The organism is Mesorhizobium sp. ES1-4 (genome assembly GCF_020164745.1).
Classification (GTDB): Bacteria; Pseudomonadota; Alphaproteobacteria; order Rhizobiales; family Rhizobiaceae; genus Mesorhizobium.
This window is the reverse complement of record NZ_JAIUGV010000002.1, coordinates 30,370-46,643: the sequence shown is the minus strand read 5'-3', so window position 1 is coordinate 46,643 and position 16,274 is coordinate 30,370. Positions and strand designations below refer to the sequence as shown.

Below are 16,274 nucleotides of genomic sequence, written 5' to 3'. Positions count from 1 at the left end.
TATAGATTACGGCTACATTCTCAGCAGAATTTTTAGTAGCGCACCAGGCGGTCTTCATCTCCCCGCCCGCTGCAGTCGGCGACGATCCTGAGAAGTCGGACGCCGACAAAGAGCCGGGCGGCGGTCTCCAATTTGGAAGATTGACGCCGCTGCCCGGCTCCCCTCGAAAAAAAAGGGAACGGAAGCCAATGAACGCTTCACAGTTGAAACGAGCACAGCGAGCGGCAGAGACGTGCGCACGCATGAACATGCCTTTTGAACTCGCGGCTTGGATGGTTGCTAGTTGGTTCAAAGACAATGGGATTAGGGTGACTGAGCGAAATCTTGAATCGGCGTTCGCCGAATATCTGCGCTGAACGAGCCATGTCATATACCGAGACCGTTCGAAGCGAGATTCAGGCGATTTTGTTTAGTGCCAACCTCTACGCATGGGAACCGAGCAAAACCCACCAGGCGATAGAACTCTGCAAGAACAAGTTCTGCATTGCCCCGGATGCGGAATGGGCAGATTGGGTGATTGACGCCCCCGAGAGGCCAATTCCTCCCGTCCTCTACCACTACACGCGGTCTGCCAACGTCGAGAGCGTAAAACGATATGGGATCATGCCGGCTAGTCGGCTCAGACCCGAAATAATCCCAAGTTACGTTACTGAGGAAACCGTCGACGTCTACTCCCTTATTCGAAATCGTATTTACTTAAGTGAGATCAAATTCGCCGCTGCACCCAATGAGGGGGATGAATTTCAAGGCACTGGAATACGATTCGGCGCCCGAGGCGGGATTAGCAGAGTCGATGTCGACACGTCGAAAATCGCCAATCTCTGCCGAGCACATGAGACCAGAACAACCATTTACATCACCAATTCAACAATACAAGTTTCCGCAATTTTGAGCGTTAACCCACTCGGGTCTATCGATTGGAAAACACGTTTAACGTGATTTTCACGTTGAATACGTGCGTTGACATGAATTTATTCTTATGGAATCCATACCTCCGTTGAGCAAATTCACGGAGGGATTTCTAAATGTCTACTTGGGCAACTGAAAACAATTTTGGCCGCCAACACGCGGCCCGGTTAATCGAAGATTGCACCGCGACTGGCGACTTTCCACGATTGGTGCGGGAAATCCGCGAAATGGCCGCCGCCCACGATGGCGTTTCGGTCGGGTTTCTGTATGCTCTCGCAGAAAGAACACTGCGTTAAGGCCCCATGCCTGAGCTTGCTACAAAAGCAGACATGCGTGAGTTGCAGCGGCTAATAGAGCGGCAAACGTTGCAACTCACCATGCGTATCGGCGGGTTGACTGTCCTTGGTGTCGCGGCGCTGGCGATTCTGAGCCGCACCTGAGCACCGCAAGGGCAATATCACATGTCCGGATAGTTGAAGTATCCGGCTATTCTCGAAAGCGCTGCGCAAAAGGCTTGCGCCTCTTTATGCGAAAATATCACGCTTTTCCCGTCAAAATTTAGATACAGCTGCGGTCCAGGGCCAACGAAACTGGTAGTTCCGGCTTCAATCGAAATTCTTTCGTTGGTCACGACATCGGTTACGTTCTCGTCAAAGTATGCTGTAGTTCCCATCGCAAATTCCCCTATGCAACTATTTATTGCTCAAGCCACTTCGATCGGACGACGCTCGGCGTTTTCTTAGGCATGGCAAGACTGGCCAATTCCTCGCCGCGCCTTTCCGCATTCTGGTTTATCAGCGATCGTGCGGCCCATGCGTACACGGTTGCGTCCAACGACTCGGCTCGGGCTCCTTTGTTTCGTTCAAACCGGGCCACCGGCTGGCCCTTGGTATAGCGCACTATGCGTCGCTCAGATGTCAACTGCTCGAAATAGACCGGCTCCAGATCCTCACTGAAGCGAAAGCCCGTGACGCGAGATAGCCGCGCAAACAGGTTCGATTTCACTGCATCCGAGCCGACAAGCCAAAGGTGCTGGCTGCCGGACTTTTGCAGGAACTGGCGAGAGAAGCCCGCAACGCCCTTGATCGACACTACGCGGCGGCCAAAGCGCGGCCTGGTGAAAGCGTTAACAAGCTCGGTATGGCCGCCGTCACCAGAGTCTACACAAGCCGCACTGATTCCGATCGTTGCGCCGCGCGGGTGTTTCCACGTCTCGCGCAACATCGAGTCCAGTTCCTGCCAAACCGCGTCACCGTCAATGTTGCCCCAAAACACGCGATGGTCGAGCACGAAGACATCCGTAAGCCCATGGCCACAGATAACAGCCTCCAGTCTGTCGTCCTGGCAGTCGACGCCGGCAGTGATCCACAAGACCTCATCGGGCAGGCTTTCGAGGCCGAAGGCTTCACGTCGGCCGAATAATTCATGCTCGTCAAAGTCCTCGCCTTCCGTGCGCCACGGCTCGCCTAGGACAAGGTTTGTGAAGGTTTGAAGCGTTTCCGGCGTCCGCTTGGCTTGCAGAAATTCCGCTACCAGCGTCGACCATCGGGCGTTGAAATGCGGGCTCACCAGCGAGTTGATGCGAAAGCCGGCCCGCCCTATCACTTCCGGCTCCGTCGCGCGCCAGCGGCCGTCCTCCACCGCCTGCATCTTGTCCTTTTCTTCGATGATGCAGCCATTGCAGGGACAAACTACATGAGCCGTTTCCGGCTGGCCTTCCTCCCATCTCACATGCTGCCATTTCAGTTCGAAGTGTTCCCGGCAGGACGGGCAGCAGATTTCAAACTGGCGTTTGTCGGACGCATCGTACAGCCGAGTCACCGGCCCATGATCGAAGATGGGAGTTCCACCGAAAACCATCGTGCGGTCGCGGTAGGTTTGGCTGCGCATCCGCAAGAGGTCGAGAACTGAGCCTTCCTCGGTCGGGGCGTAGGCGTCGATCTCGTCGGCAATGATGATCTTGCCCAGCTTGCGGCGAAAGGCACGCGGGCTGGACGCGGACAGGAATTCGAGGCTGCCGCCAGGATACAGGCGTCGCATCATGGTCGAGCGGCCCGACTCGTCCGCATCGTCGGAAATCAATCCCCGGATCGCGGGCGAAGCTTCAAACAGCGCTTCGATGTCAACGCTGAAGGCGCGGCTATCGTCTGTCGTCGGTTGCGTTGCCAGGATCGGCGCGGGCGCCGTCGCGACGGTATGCCCGACATAGCCGGCGAGAAGTGCGGTGAAGCCTATGCGTGCTGATTTCTGGATCACTATTTCGGACGTTGCCGGATCGTCCAAAGCCTCGCAGATGCCGCGCTGATAGGCGTACAGGCGCATCCGCCCAGGCGTCGCGGAGGCGGTCGACGGCAGGAAGATGTTGCTTTCTATCCAGTCGGCCAGCGGCTGTGCCTTTGGCGGTCGTAGCGCCTCCAGTGCGTCGCTTCGGATGCGTTCAAGCGTTTCCATCGGCCAAGCCCTCCAGCGCGGCCCGTATCTCTCGATCGAGTGCAGCAACGTCGTTCGCGCTCAAATGCGGCATCGTTGCGCCATAGCGGCTAGGAACGGCCAGGACAGCCGCCCGAACGTCGCGGAGGATAGATTGCCATTCGCGGCTCACAGCTTCGGCCGCAACCATCTCACCAGCTGCCAGCCGGTTCTTGGCTTCCTGAGCTTCAGCCTGTGCCTTGGTGAGCCGCAACCGTTCCGCCTTCAGCGCGTCACCGCCTTGGCTCGGGCGGCCGGCACGGGCAGCGTGTTCGCGAAGATGCGCGCAATAGGCTTTGACCGATGCGGCAAGATCGAACCGCGCGCGGCCAGCCCGCTTCAAAACGCCGTTGGCCACGTGCTCGCCGATGGCCTGCCGGGAAATCCCGAGTAAGCCGGCAAGCTGCCTTTCGTGCACGATCTCAGGATGAGAAGCAGCCGGCTCGCCCAAGAGGTCAGTTAGATCGTACTCCATCTCGTAAGCTCATGTTTGAAAATTTCTGCAAAGAGGCTTTTTTCGCGGTCAGTGTTCCCCGCAACCGGCCGCCCATCGGAGGGACCCAAGTGGGGATATGCGCGCGCCTCTAACCCTCTAACCCACATCTCTATGACTCTACGATTCATGCGCAGAGTCACGTTCATTCCTATCTTCTCTTGTGCAGTTACGATCATTCCTATCTCTGCTTCACTTCTCTCAACTGCTTAGGATTAGGGTTAGAGGGTTAGAGGTCTTTCTAAGTTGTTGAATTGTTTGATGTATAACCCTCTAACCTTCAGGGGCGGCAGGGTTAGAGGGTTAGAGGATTTGCCTCAAAGCTCTAACCCTCGGTCGATAGGGTTAGAGGCAGGGTTAGAGGCTTCTGCATCCCTGTCATATGCGATGACGTAACCGTATTTCGTTTTGAGATCGGGCCGCGAAACCGGGCCTTTAGACCGCTTCCAGCCCGTCAACATGGCTAGCGCCTTGCCTATCCGCATTGCATCCACCTGCGCTGGCGAACCATCACGGCGCAGCATCTCGCACCATACCTGAGCCGAGCACGTGCTATGGCGGTACTGCTTTGGCGTCGCGGGACTGTCGTCGAACTCAGCGCCGATGGGCTGGTCTAGCCACGCCTGTATCTGCCCGGCTAGTATATCAACGTCGCTTTCTGCCCTGCGGCTCGCCTGCAGCGCTGATGCCTCTTTCTCAGCCTCCCGTGACAGGGACAGATTCAGCAAGCCTCCCGGCTGTCCGTCACGCATGATTTCATATCGCCAGAGCGCTTCGGCCCAAATCATGGGCAGCTTCTTTTTGAGCCTGTCTATGTCGATCGGGTCGCCCATCGTCCGGCTCGATTTGATCGGCCAATAGCGCCGATTCCCGGTAGGGTCTTTTAGATACTGGTCATCGTTCGTCGTGCCCATGAACACGCACTGACGGCGCCGGCTAACCGGATGACGTGCATAGGCCATGCGGGCGCGATCTTCGGTTTTGACCAGCGACTCCTTGACTTCATTCGCCTCGGCTTTGTTCAGGCTGGCAAGCTCACCGACTTCTATGACCCAATAGCCTTCGGTCTGCTCGATCATCTTTTGGCTATTCGACCAATCGATCGTCGGCGCGCCTGCCCAATCCATCCCAAGCGCCGCTACAAAGGTCGATTTTCGGCTTCCCTGCGGCCCTTCGATGATCGGCATGTAGTCGAACTTGTGACCTGGCTCGAACACGCGCGCCACGGCAGCAACGAGCCAAAGCAAAGCCGCTTCGCGATGGTAAGGCGTGTCGGGGCAGCCGAGATAATCGATGAACAGTGTTTCGGCCCGCTCAGTGCCGTTCCATTGGGGAAGCGAAGTCAGCCACTCGCGGATAGGGTGGAAGCGGTTTTCACGCGCCGCGCGCCCAATCGCGATGTCTGTGATGTCGCTCGAAAAGTCCGCGGCGAGGCCGCCATTGTGCGGTGCGGCGCTGAGCCATGTTCTGACATCCTGGCTATGGGCGTCAGCGAGGGTGCCGCCGGCCTCCCAATGCTTGCCCGTAAAGTGCTTGCCGTCCGGTCGCCGTTGCACTTTGACGCGCTCATAGAACTCGTCCAACGCGAAGACGCCCTGCATGGCGGGATGGCGCGTCACGATGTTGGAAGCATTGTCGGGCGTCTTCTTCACGTTCCCGTTGCCATCCAGGTCGAGACTGACTTTGCCGCTATGGGACTTGCGAGCGGCGGCTAGGACCGCTTCCAATCCTTCGCGCGTGATGATGGCGAGGTCAGCACGTCCGATGCGAGCGCCGGACACGGGGCAATCAGAATCAGCGGTTGCTACCGAAACTCTGCCCTTTGACCATTTGTGGATCGGCTTCCCGCGCTTGTCTTTGCCGAGATGCTGGTTTCCGCGAAAAAATATGTAGACGGTCCCGCCACTAGCCTCGGCATAGGAATTGCAGAGATCAACAACCGCTTTCGCCCATGGCTCTATCACCCCATCCGCAACACAATTGTGCAGCGTTATAGCGCCGATGCCGGCGCCAAGAATGAACCGGACTTGGCGGCCGCTGGTGTTCGCCAGATCGAAGGTTGTGCCGCCATCCGGCTTCAGCCTGCCTGGCTTGCCATCGGGACGGGGCAGCCACCTAGTATCGTCGTGAAAGGCAGCAAGATTGCCGGTGGTCTGGTGATCGCCCAAGATATCGGAAAGGTCGAAATCGGCTTGCATTTGCAATGGGCTATGATGTATAGTCACGGCTATTCCTTGATATTCAAAAGCCCTGCTCGGCAACCGCCAAGTTTCGAGCGGGGCTTTTTTCATTGCGCTGAGCGTGACTCTACCATGCGACTATGGTCAAAGTCCATAAGCCGTTGAAAACGTTAGAGTTTCACGTTTTTCGTGAAATTGTTGGCGATGCAATTAGGCCAGCAAAGCCGAAAGGTCGTTCGGGTCTTTGGCGGTCAGGTAATCAGACCACCACGTCATAAGGCGTCGCCTCTCGTCCAAGTACGTCGCGTGATTGTAAGAGCTTCTGACTTTATTGCCCGGAACGTGAGCGAGCGCCCGTTCGATGGAGTCGGGAGTCCACAAACCCGACTCGTTGGCTATCGTGCTGAAGGTTCCCCGCAACCCGTGAATCGTAAGCTTGCTGTGAAAACCTAATCTGTAGAGCGCAAAAATCATGGTGTTCTGGCTGATCGGCTTGCCCGTGCGGCCACCGGGCACAATCCATTCCGAGTCGCCCGCAATCGTCTTCAACTGGCCAAGTAACCGCTTGGTTTGCTTAGTCAGTGGAACGATGTGATCTCTGCCTGCCTTCATGCGCTCGGCAGGGATGCGCCACAAGTCGCCGTCCATTTCTGTCCAGCGGCCGAACCGCAATTCATTGGTTCGAAGGGCAGTATGCAGGATGAATTCGACTGCAAGGGCGGTCTGCCTTTCGCCGTCATACGCCCGCAACTTGCCGATAAAGTTGGCGATCTCATTTGCCTTCAGGGATGCCATGTGTACGGGCTTGGGGTTCGGCTTCAGTGCGCCGCGAAGATCGGCGACGGGATCGCGGGCGGCGCGGCTGGTGGCGATAGCGTATCGGAACACGGCGCCCATTGACTGGCGCAACCGCTTGGTCACGTCCAGCGCGCCACGGGCTTCAACGGCGCGCAGCACTTCTAGGATTTCAGGCGCCGTGATGCTTTCAATTCGCCGGTCGCCCAGCGTCGGAAAAACATCGCGATCGAAGCGGCTCAGCACGCGCTCGGCATGTGCAGGCACCCACGATGACTCCTGCCCCTTGTGCCACTCACGGGCGATGGCTTCAAAGCTGTCATGTGCACCGGTCGCACTTTTGCCTTTGATCGCTGCCGGGTCTATGCCATCCACTAGCGCGCGCTTTGCATTCTCCCGCAAAGCCCGAGCATCAGCCAACGTCACGCGTGGATATGGCCCAAAGCTCAACGTCTTCTGTTTGCCGTCGAAGCGGTAGTTCATCCGCCAGAGCTTTGAGCCGTTCGGGTTGACAGCCAAGTGAAGCCCGCCAGCATCCGACAGTTTCTTGATAGCGGCTTCCGGCTTCGCGGCACGGCAGGCTGAGTCAGTGAGCGGCATGGCGAGGGACTCACATTCGTTAGTTGTTGGTATCGGGTTTTTCGGCGATACCAACAATCCATACCAACAGCAAGCAAATGACCCTCGTTCCACTTGCCCGTCAAAACGGGGCAAAAATGGCCTATATTCACTAAATATGTGAAATTGCTAGCATTTTTCGACAGGCGGAAGCGCCCCGAGATGGGCTTAATTCGTGTTCGTGATGGGACTGGTAGCGGGAGAGGGACTTGAACCCCCGACCCCAGGATTATGATTCCCGTGCTCTAACCAACTGAGCTACCCCGCCAAGGCGGCGACAGGCCCGAAATCCGCCTTGAATCGGAAGGCATTTCGAGGCGTTCGCCAAGGTCGCGCGGATATAAGGTTGGGAGGGCGAGCCTGTCAAGCTACGATGCATTCGATATCGGCTCATATTCTCAATGGAGAAAAGCTTTGCCGCGCGAGGCCCTGGTTGCTGCCGCCGGGGTTGAGTTCGACCGGGCACGTCGCTATGTCTCGGCCACGAGTTTTTAGAGTTTGAAACAGATGAAGCCGCGCATTGCAGTCCTCGGTTGCGGATACTGGGGCTCCAACCACATCCGCACCCTCAAGGCGCTCGGCGCATTGCACGCGGTTTCCGACACCAACCGTGCCCGCGCCGAAGGTTTTGCCAGCGAACAGGACTGCCTGGCGATCGAGCCGGACCAACTGTTCGTGCGCGATGACATCGACGCCATCATCATGGCCTTGCCGCCGCAGTTCCATGCCGATCTTGCCGTGCGCGCCGTCCAGAACGGCAAGGACGTGCTGGTGGAAAAGCCGATCGCGCTGACGGTGCCGGACGCCGAGCGCTCGGTGCAGGCAGCCAGGGACAATGGCCGCGTGTTCATGGTCGGCCATGTCCTGCGCTTCCATCCCGCTTTCGAGACGCTCAAGGGGCTGATCGACAAGGGCGAGCTCGGCGAGGTCCGCTACATCCATTCGCACCGGCTGGGGCTGGGCAAGTTCCACACCGAGAACGATGCGCTATGGGACCTGGCACCGCACGATCTGTCGATGATCCTGGCCATCACCGGTACCGAGCCGATCGAGGTGCGCGGCGAGGGGGCGGCACTCCTCGACAATCTCAGCGATTTCGCGCATCTGCACATGCGCTTTCCCAACGGGCTGCGCAGCCATCTCTTCACGTCGCGGCTCAACCCCTATCGCGAGCGGCGGCTGACCGTGGTCGGCACCAAGGCGATGGCGGTGTTCGACGATGTCGAGCCATGGGAGCGCAAGCTTGCCGTCTACCGCCACGCGGTGTGGCAGGACAGCGGCCAGTGGGCGTTCACCACCAATGAGCCGTCCTATGTCGCGGTTGCCCAGGGCATGCCGCTGACGCGCGAGCTGGAGCATTTCATCCAGTGCATCGAGACGCGCGCCGAACCGCGTACCAGCGGCGAGGAAGCGATCAGGGTGCTGCGCATCCTGACGGCGGGCACGGTCACCCACACCAAATCCACGTCCTGAGGGAAGGCGCGTTGCGGTCCTGATGCGATGGGTAGCGAAAGCTACTCGGCGGGAACCCGCGCCGGCTTCGCGGCCAGCCGGCTCAGCATCGCCTCAGCCTCGGCACCACGCTCGGAGCGCCCGATGAAGCCGCCGCCGAAGACCCGGGCCTCGTTGCCGTCATCGGAATAGAGCACGCAGGCCTGTCCGGGCGCGATGCCCGATTCGCCATCGGCCAGTTCGACCGAGGTCACGCCTGCTTCGTGGCGCAGCACCGCAGGCCGTGGCGGCCTTGTCGAGCGGACCTTGGCGAACAGCTCGATTCCGCCTGCGGGCACATCGGTAAGTGCGCCGTCTCCCAGCCAGTTCATGTCGCGCAGATAAATCTTGTGTGTCTCCAACGCCTCGCGCGGGCCGACCACGACACGGGCGCGCTCGGCGTCGAGATGGACGACGTAGAGCGGCTCGCCCGACGCTACGCCGATGCCACGGCGCTGGCCGATCGTGTAGCGCAGGATGCCCTCGTGGCGGCCGAGCACGCGGCCATCAATATGGACGATGTCGCCCGGGTTGGCGGCAGCCGGCTTCAGCTTGGCGATGATGTCGGAATATTTGCCTTCAGGCACGAAGCAGATGTCCTGGCTGTCCTGCTTGGCGGCCACCGTCAGTCCCATCTCCTCGGCAATGGCGCGAACCTGCGGCTTCGACAGGCCGCCGAGCGGAAAGCGCAGATAGTCGATCTGCGCCTGCGTGGTGGCGAACAGGAAATAGCTCTGGTCGCGGTCGGCGTCGACCGGCCGGTAGAGGGCGCGGTGGGCGCCATTGGCGCCTGAGCGGATGTAGTGACCGGTGGCCAGCGCGTCGGCGCCGAGATCCTTGGCCGTGGCCAGGAGATCGGCGAACTTGACCGTCTGGTTGCAGGAAACGCAGGGAATGGGCGTCTCGCCGGCGACATAGCTGTCGGCGAAGGGGTCGATGACCGCCTTGCGGAAGCGCTCCTCATAGTCGAGCACATAGTGGGGAATGCCCAGCGTCTCGGAGACGCGGCGGGCATCGTCGATGTCCTGGCCGGCGCAGCACGATCCGGCCCGATGCGTTGCCGCACCATGATCGTAGAGCTGCAAGGTGACGCCGACGACGTCGTATCCCTCGCGCTTCAGCAGGCCGGCGACCACGGACGAATCGACGCCGCCCGACATGGCGACGACGATGCGGGTTTCTTCGGGACGTCCAGGAAGATCGAGACTGTTCATGGTGCTTTCATTCCGTGGCAGCTCAAATGCCAATGCCGAGAATATAGGTCAAGCTTGCAAGCGGCGCCAGCTTGCGGGGAGACCCGCGGCGCGTGGCGGCGTTGTGAACAGACACGTTTCCCGCGGCTGAAACAGGGCTTCCAGCGGGATATTTCAAATGCCCGCGAAAACACTAACGCGGCGTTCACGATCCTTACCTAGTCATTAGGGTCTGCTTAGGCAATTTTTAAAGCTGTGGCGGTAACGTGGCGAGGATTGGGTCTTTGAGTTTTTTGTAGAGAGTACGATGACCGATCTGGTTAGACCTAGAGTTAAATATGTTATCGGGCCTGACGGCAGCCCTCTTACGATTGCCGATCTGCCGCCGACGAACACGCGTCGCTGGGTTATCCGGCGCAAGGCGGAAGTGGTTGCGGCGGTGCGCGGCGGACTTTTGAGCCTCGAAGAGGCATGCCAGCGCTACAAGCTGACCACGGAGGAATTCCTGTCGTGGCAAGCGTCGATCGACGAATACGGCCTCGCCGGGCTGCGTACCACGCGTATCCAGCAATATCGGCACTAGGCCGATCTCACCACGATCTGAGGGCGCGGCTCGCCGCGCCCCTTTTGCTTCGGCATCATCTGCTTTCGGTATCATCGCTCAGACCGTCAGCGCACCTTGCCGACCGGGCTGGTGCGTCGCGAGGGCTGAGCGGTCATTCCGTCACGCGTCGAAGGTTAACTGACCGAGTTCGGCCAGAAGCTCGCGGGCGTGCCTACCCAGATCAGATCATGGGCGCAACAGCATGCGCCTGATATCTCTAGGGATGCCCGGGCAAGGGCGATCGCCGGGAAATGACGGGAACTGGGCGGGCTGCGTCTTGCGTGTCACCAGCGCCTTCGCCGCCGGGTTTAGGCTGTCGCCGGACAACTGCGCGCTTGTGTGGCATGGAACAGGGCCGATATCGGCCCGTTCAGCCGATCATGGCGCTGCGCCCACCGGGGTCGGTCTCGCGAATCTTGGTATCGCGCGATTCCAGCATCTCAGCCTTGGACAGCTCCGCTTCAGCTTCGCCGAGTAATGATTCGGCGGCGCTTCGCTGCTGGGCGAGGTCGCCTTGCGAGTTCCTGAGATTGTCGCGGCGCAGGCGCGCCGCCTTGGCGAAGGTCGGATAGGCGAAATGGTTGATATCGGTGATGCCGGCTTTCTTTTCCTCGGCGGTGATCTGAAGCTCCAGTTCGACGGCCATGCGTTCGAACTCGGCGATCATCATGTCGAGCTGCAGCAGCTGACGCCGCTTCTCATTCACCTGAAATTGTTTCAGCCGAACGAGGTTTTCACGTGACTTCATGATTCGGTACTCCCGGAAACGCACACCCGCACATATCGTCCAAACCACTTGGAAAGGCCCCAAGCGCTGCTCGTATCCACCGGCATTCCCCGCACTATAGGAAACAAAACCCTAAAGTTTTTTGCCGACGGTAACCATTCGTTTACGCGCATTGTTAATCATACGGGTCAGGGCTTAAGGCCGGGTAAAAATTCCGGCCGCCGAAGCGAAGCGGCGTCGATGAGTCCCTGGAGTCACTTAGTCCAGATTATTAATGTGTCGCGTTAGGATTTTGGTCTGTGATTCGTCATTAGATTCAAGAGGGTGTAGAAAGGGGTTAAAAAATCTGATACCGTATTGGACGGGAAATTAGGTTTTGTTAACCATTCGATGGCAGCCTCTCTACAAGGCAACCACTGCTCCGGGGCAGGACGGGTCGTGAAATGGCCCGGCAGCAGAAAAGGGGAATGAAATGCGTGTTCTGCTGATAGAAGATGACAGTGCAACCGCACAAAGCATCGAGTTGATGCTGAAATCGGAAAGTTTCAACGTCTATACGACAGACCTCGGCGAAGAGGGTGTCGATCTGGGCAAGCTCTACGACTACGACATCATCCTTCTCGACCTCAACCTGCCCGACATGTCCGGCTACGAGGTCTTGAGAACGCTTCGCCTCTCGAAGGTAAAGACGCCCATCCTCATCCTCTCCGGCATGGCCGGCATCGAGGACAAGGTACGCGGCCTCGGCTTCGGCGCTGACGACTACATGACCAAGCCGTTCCACAAGGACGAGCTGGTGGCGCGCATTCATGCCATCGTGCGCCGCTCGAAGGGCCACGCCCAGTCGGTCATCACCACAGGCGACCTGGTGGTCAATCTCGACGCCAAGACCGTCGAGGTGGGTGGCCAGCGCGTGCACCTCACCGGCAAGGAATACCAGATGCTGGAGCTGCTCTCGCTGCGCAAGGGCACCACGCTGACCAAGGAAATGTTCCTCAACCACCTCTATGGCGGCATGGACGAGCCGGAACTGAAGATCATCGACGTCTTCATCTGCAAGCTGCGCAAGAAGCTCGATGCAGCGTCCGGTGGCCAGAACTATATCGAGACCGTCTGGGGCCGCGGCTATGTGCTGCGCGAACCCGAAGACATCCGCGTCAGCGCCTGAGCGCAGTCGGCAAATTTTTCTGAGAAACCCGGCCATCGCCGGGTTTTTTGCATTGTGGACCGGTAATTATTTTGGTTTTGCGCATTGCCAGATGCCGGACCGCGGCGCGGTTCTCCTGGAGCGGCTTCCGTTCAGGCAGCGATCTTCAAGGCGCGAAAACGTTCGAGCAATTGCGGGCGATTGAAGGGCTTCAACAGATAACCCTGGGCGCCGGCGCGCTTGGCCCGCATGATCGACCCAACATCGAGCTCGACCAGCGAGATCAGGATCTGCGGCCTGATCGGGCTTTCCATGGCGCGCAGGCGCCGGATGAGGTCGACCGCCTGCACGTCCGGCAGGGCGCCGTCGACGACGATGATGTCGGGCATGTCGGCGGCGCACATCTCCAGTGCGTCAAGCCCGCTGGCTGCCTCGATGACCATCATATCGGAACCGCCCAGGATGCGTTTTGCAACCTTCCTGATGACGCTTGAATCGTCGACGAACATGCAGCGTTTCATTTCCGGGATCCTCTTTGCCCTTGGGCAATCCGGTCGTGCGGGCATCTGCGGCACAGCCTAGGCCGATCTAGTAAAGAAGTCGAAAAGCCGTTAGGTAAAATTTTTGCAAAGATGCCGTTCGACCAGCCTTTCCTTGCGGATGCTTCGGTGGTGCCGGGCGGACGAAGTTCATCGTACGCCGATTGAGGCCTCAATCAAATATTCGGGACTGAAATACTTTGTTTGGCCGCGCCGAGGCCTTTCAGGCCGCCGAAAGGACGATTTCCTCAGCCGTCGCATGGATCGAGATCGTCATATTGGCCTCGCGGGCCAGCAGCAACGTGTAATAGGGCTGCACCGAATGTGCATCGATCGGCTCCTCCGGCTTGTGTCCGGAATGCAGTTCGAGAAACTTCGGCGGCACGCGCAACATCGGCCCGCTTGCCGAAAGCGAAAAGCGCGGCTCGGTCTCGAGATTCTCGAGCGTGACGACCAGCCTGCCGCCGCGCGGAATGGCGGCATTGGCGACCAGAAGCAGGTTCAGCAGCAGCTTGACCTTGTTCTTGGGCAGCAACGCGCGGATTCCGTTCCAGACCAATTCCGGCTTTTCATTCTTGAGGAAGGCGATGGCGACGGCCTCGGCATCTCCGGTATCGATCATCATGCCCGCCGAGCCGGCGGCGCCGAAGGCGATCCGGGCGAATTGCAACCTGGCGGAGGCGTTCTTCGCACTCTGGCGGATAAGCCGCATGGCGTCTTCGTCGGCACCACCCTCGTCGAGCAGTTCAAGCCCGTTGTTGATCGCGCCAACCGGCGAGATGATGTCGTGGCAGACGCGGCTGCACAAAAGCGCCGCCAGGTCGGGGGCGGAGAGGATGAACAGATCGGCCATCGGTGAAAATCCCTGCAAATTCCACTAGTCGTGACAGGGCGACCTGTCGTCGCGCCTGCTCACACGAATCACGTTCCAAACCCGAGGCCTTCTGAATACACAGCACTCGTAGGTACAGCAACAAATCCAAAATCGTCGTCGGGGCAAATGGCGTGTTTGCGCAGGCTGCCGGCCCCACACGATCCCAAACAGCCTTCGAACCGCCATCTTCATGTGGGAGTTTAATGGTTGAAAAAGGATTACGGCATAGTTTGCCCCTAACAGTCATCCTTAACGGCCGCCTAAAGAGCCGTACGGATGCGAGGCGTCGGCGAAAGTGCTTCATGACGGAGATTGGAAGCATGGTTTCCCGATTCTATGACCGGAGTTTTCTCCGTGTCCTCTCAATGGCGATCGCGCTCATGGGCGTTCTCGTCTTCTCGACATCGCCCTTGCGGGCCCAGGAGTACACCGCCCAGGAGATTGTCGATTCCGGCCACAAGTTCTTCGGCGCGACGTCTGGCGGGTTGGCCACCGTCGTGGAGAAGATCTTCGCCTCTTACGGCCTGCCCAACGGCTATCTCCTCGGTGAGGAGGGGTCCGGTGCGCTGATCGGCGGCCTGACCTATGGCGAAGGCACGCTCTACACCAAGAATGCCGGCGATCACAAAGTGTTCTGGCAAGGCCCGTCGCTGGGCTGGGATTTCGGCGGCGAGGGGTCACGCGTGATGATGCTGGTCTACAATCTCGACGATGTCGGCAACCTCTATAATCGCTATGGCGGCGTCGCCGGTTCGGCCTATGTCGTGGCGGGCCTCGGCTTCAACGTGCTGAAGAACAACAACGTGCTGCTGGTGCCGATCCGTACCGGCGTCGGCGCCCGGCTCGGCGTCAATCTCGGCTACCTGAAGCTGACCGAGCGGGCGACCTGGAACCCGTTCTGATCCGTCGATTGCGCGAATCGCGGAGCGGTTGACAGGATTCCTGAACTCACGGCCCGAATGAGCCGCGGCAAGCCCTTGCCGCGGTGCCGGATTTCGGCCATGCCAACATGGCACGGTCCAGCCTTCCAAGTTGTCGTCGATAACGGGTAGTCCTTTGGTTCAGTCGGTCCTGTTCTTTGCCCTCGGCTTTCTCTGTGCCGGCTTTCTGGCGCTGATGGTGACTCCGGCCATCTGGCGGCGTGCGGTCGCCCTGACCCGCAGGCGCATCGAAGCCTCCATCCCGCTGACGCAAGCTGAAATCCAGGCCGACAAGGACCGGATCCGGGCCGAGTACGCGATGTCGACGCGTCGCCTTGAAGTCAACGTCAAGATGTTGCGCGAGAAGGTGGCCGAACAGCTCGTCGAGATCAATCGCGGCCGCGAGGCGCTGAAGGGGCTGGCGGTCGAGCGCTCGGATAAAGACCGTGCGCTCGCCGAACTCGGCGCCAAGAGCGAAGCGCTGCGGCAGCGCGAAGAGGAACTGCATCAGCTTTCGGAGCGGCTCAAGGAAACCGAGCGAAAACTGGAAAGACGGGCGCTCGAGCTCGAGAAGCTGGAGCACATGTATGACGACGCCAGTTTTGCCTCCAGCAGCCGCCAGATCGAACTCGTGGCCCGCGAATCCGAATTGCAGAAGCTCGCCAGCGACATCTCGCTGCTGCGCGGCCAGCGCAAGGAAGCGGATCGGCGCGGCCAGGAGATCGCTGCCGAGAGCAAGGCCGCGCGCGAGGCCCTGAAAGCCGAGAAGAAAAGGGCCGCCGAACTCGACAAGAAGGTCGAGCGGCTGCTCGCAACGCTCGCCGACCGTGAGGACAAGCTTGATCGACGCGAAAAGGAATTGGCGCGGTTGCGGGAAAAAATGAAAACCGAGGACGGCGCACCGGCCTTGCGGCTGGTCGGCAAACCCGATGAGGCGGGCCGACGCGACGACCTGGACCAGGCGATAGCCAAGCTCGACGGCGACCGCGAACGGCTGGAGGCAAGGCTGACGGCGCTGGCGCGTGAGAACAAGCGGCTCAAGGCGGATCTTGGCGCCGCGGCATCGTCCGGTTTGACGAATGGCAGTGGGGCCGCGCTGCGTGAGCAGATGAACGAACTGGCGGCGGAGGTCGTTCATCTGACAGCCAAGCTCGAAGGCCCCGATTCACCAATCGCCAAGGCACTGGCCGCACCGCAGGACAACCGCTCCGCCGGCCACGACCGCAGCCTCGCCGACCGCGTGCGCGCCTTGCAGAAGGCAGAAGCCAGCTGACGGGGCGCGGGCTGGCCGCCTGTACGGTCGCCTTGGCATCAC

Annotated in this window: 14 protein-coding genes and 1 tRNA gene; 5 read left to right on the top strand and 10 right to left on the bottom strand. The window is 59.5% G+C overall.

What is annotated here, in order from left to right; all coding sequences use genetic code 11:
- Positions 1-1,366: 1,366 nt before the first annotated feature.
- The 6 genes from LB556_RS03915 to LB556_RS03890 form a co-directional block, all read right to left on the bottom strand.
- Positions 1,367-1,582: a hypothetical protein gene (locus LB556_RS03915; RefSeq protein WP_224564062.1), complete on the bottom strand. Its 216-nt coding sequence runs from the start codon at positions 1,580-1,582 to the stop codon at positions 1,367-1,369.
- Positions 1,583-1,605: 23 nt separating this feature from the next.
- The gene (locus LB556_RS03910; RefSeq protein WP_224564059.1) at positions 1,606-3,360 is read right to left on the bottom strand and encodes a phage terminase large subunit family protein; all 1,755 of its coding nucleotides are present in this window, start codon (positions 3,358-3,360) and stop codon (positions 1,606-1,608) included.
- Positions 3,347-3,853 carry a terminase small subunit gene (locus tag LB556_RS03905; RefSeq protein ID WP_224564056.1) on the bottom strand — a complete coding sequence of 169 codons (507 nt, stop codon included), beginning with the start codon at positions 3,851-3,853 and terminating at the stop codon, positions 3,347-3,349. The genes LB556_RS03910 and LB556_RS03905 overlap by 14 nt, the downstream gene beginning before the upstream one ends.
- 335 nt (positions 3,854-4,188) lie before the next feature.
- Positions 4,189-6,162: a virulence-associated E family protein gene (locus tag LB556_RS03900; protein WP_224564052.1), complete on the bottom strand. Its 1,974-nt coding sequence runs from the start codon at positions 6,160-6,162 to the stop codon at positions 4,189-4,191.
- A gap of 99 nt (positions 6,163-6,261) precedes the next feature.
- The gene (locus LB556_RS03895) at positions 6,262-7,446 is read right to left on the bottom strand and encodes a tyrosine-type recombinase/integrase (protein WP_224564049.1); all 1,185 of its coding nucleotides are present in this window, start codon (positions 7,444-7,446) and stop codon (positions 6,262-6,264) included.
- Between the two features lie 209 nt (positions 7,447-7,655).
- Positions 7,656-7,732 (bottom strand) — tRNA-Met (locus LB556_RS03890).
- 239 nt (positions 7,733-7,971) lie between these two features.
- On the opposite strand from LB556_RS03890, the gene LB556_RS03885 reads away from it, so the two are divergent.
- A complete protein-coding gene (locus tag LB556_RS03885) occupies positions 7,972-8,937 on the top strand; it encodes a Gfo/Idh/MocA family protein (protein WP_224564047.1) in 966 nt (321 codons plus the stop codon).
- A 41-nt stretch (positions 8,938-8,978) separates the two neighbouring features.
- Here LB556_RS03885 and mnmA read toward each other — a convergent pair whose 3' ends face one another.
- Positions 8,979-10,169 carry a tRNA 2-thiouridine(34) synthase MnmA gene (mnmA, locus tag LB556_RS03880; RefSeq protein ID WP_224564044.1) on the bottom strand — a complete coding sequence of 397 codons (1,191 nt, stop codon included), beginning with the start codon at positions 10,167-10,169 and terminating at the stop codon, positions 8,979-8,981.
- A 286-nt stretch (positions 10,170-10,455) separates the two neighbouring features.
- Between mnmA and LB556_RS03875 the strand changes: the two genes are divergently transcribed.
- Positions 10,456-10,731: a DUF1153 domain-containing protein gene (locus LB556_RS03875; RefSeq protein WP_006203587.1), complete on the top strand. Its 276-nt coding sequence runs from the start codon at positions 10,456-10,458 to the stop codon at positions 10,729-10,731.
- A gap of 391 nt (positions 10,732-11,122) precedes the next feature.
- On the opposite strand, the gene LB556_RS03870 is transcribed toward LB556_RS03875, so the two are convergent.
- Entirely contained in the window at positions 11,123-11,500 is a 378-nt protein-coding gene (locus tag LB556_RS03870) for a flagellar export protein FliJ (protein WP_224564040.1), read from the bottom strand.
- A gap of 451 nt (positions 11,501-11,951) precedes the next feature.
- Here LB556_RS03870 and ctrA point away from each other — a divergent pair, with 451 nt between their 5' ends.
- Positions 11,952-12,647 (top strand): response regulator transcription factor CtrA, encoded by a 696-nt coding sequence (gene ctrA, locus LB556_RS03865; protein ID WP_006203583.1) that lies wholly within the window; start codon positions 11,952-11,954, stop codon positions 12,645-12,647.
- A 131-nt stretch (positions 12,648-12,778) separates the two neighbouring features.
- On the opposite strand, the gene LB556_RS03860 is transcribed toward ctrA, so the two are convergent.
- Together LB556_RS03860 and chpT are read right to left on the bottom strand one after the other, a co-directional pair.
- Complete coding sequence (locus LB556_RS03860; protein ID WP_224564037.1) at positions 12,779-13,147, bottom strand: PleD family two-component system response regulator; 369 nt, start codon at positions 13,145-13,147, stop codon at positions 12,779-12,781.
- A 241-nt stretch (positions 13,148-13,388) separates the two neighbouring features.
- Positions 13,389-14,018, bottom strand: a complete 630-nt coding sequence (chpT, locus tag LB556_RS03855; protein WP_224564034.1) for a histidine phosphotransferase ChpT — start codon at positions 14,016-14,018, stop codon at positions 13,389-13,391.
- 386 nt (positions 14,019-14,404) lie between these two features.
- Here chpT and LB556_RS03850 point away from each other — a divergent pair, with 386 nt between their 5' ends.
- Together LB556_RS03850 and LB556_RS03845 are read left to right on the top strand one after the other, a co-directional pair.
- On the top strand, positions 14,405-14,941 hold the full coding sequence (locus LB556_RS03850) for a DUF1134 domain-containing protein (RefSeq protein ID WP_224565041.1): 537 nt from the start codon (positions 14,405-14,407) through the stop codon (positions 14,939-14,941).
- Between the two features lie 154 nt (positions 14,942-15,095).
- Positions 15,096-16,232, top strand: a complete 1,137-nt coding sequence (locus tag LB556_RS03845) for a hypothetical protein (protein ID WP_224564032.1) — start codon at positions 15,096-15,098, stop codon at positions 16,230-16,232.
- The last annotated feature ends 42 nt before the right edge of the window (positions 16,233-16,274 follow it).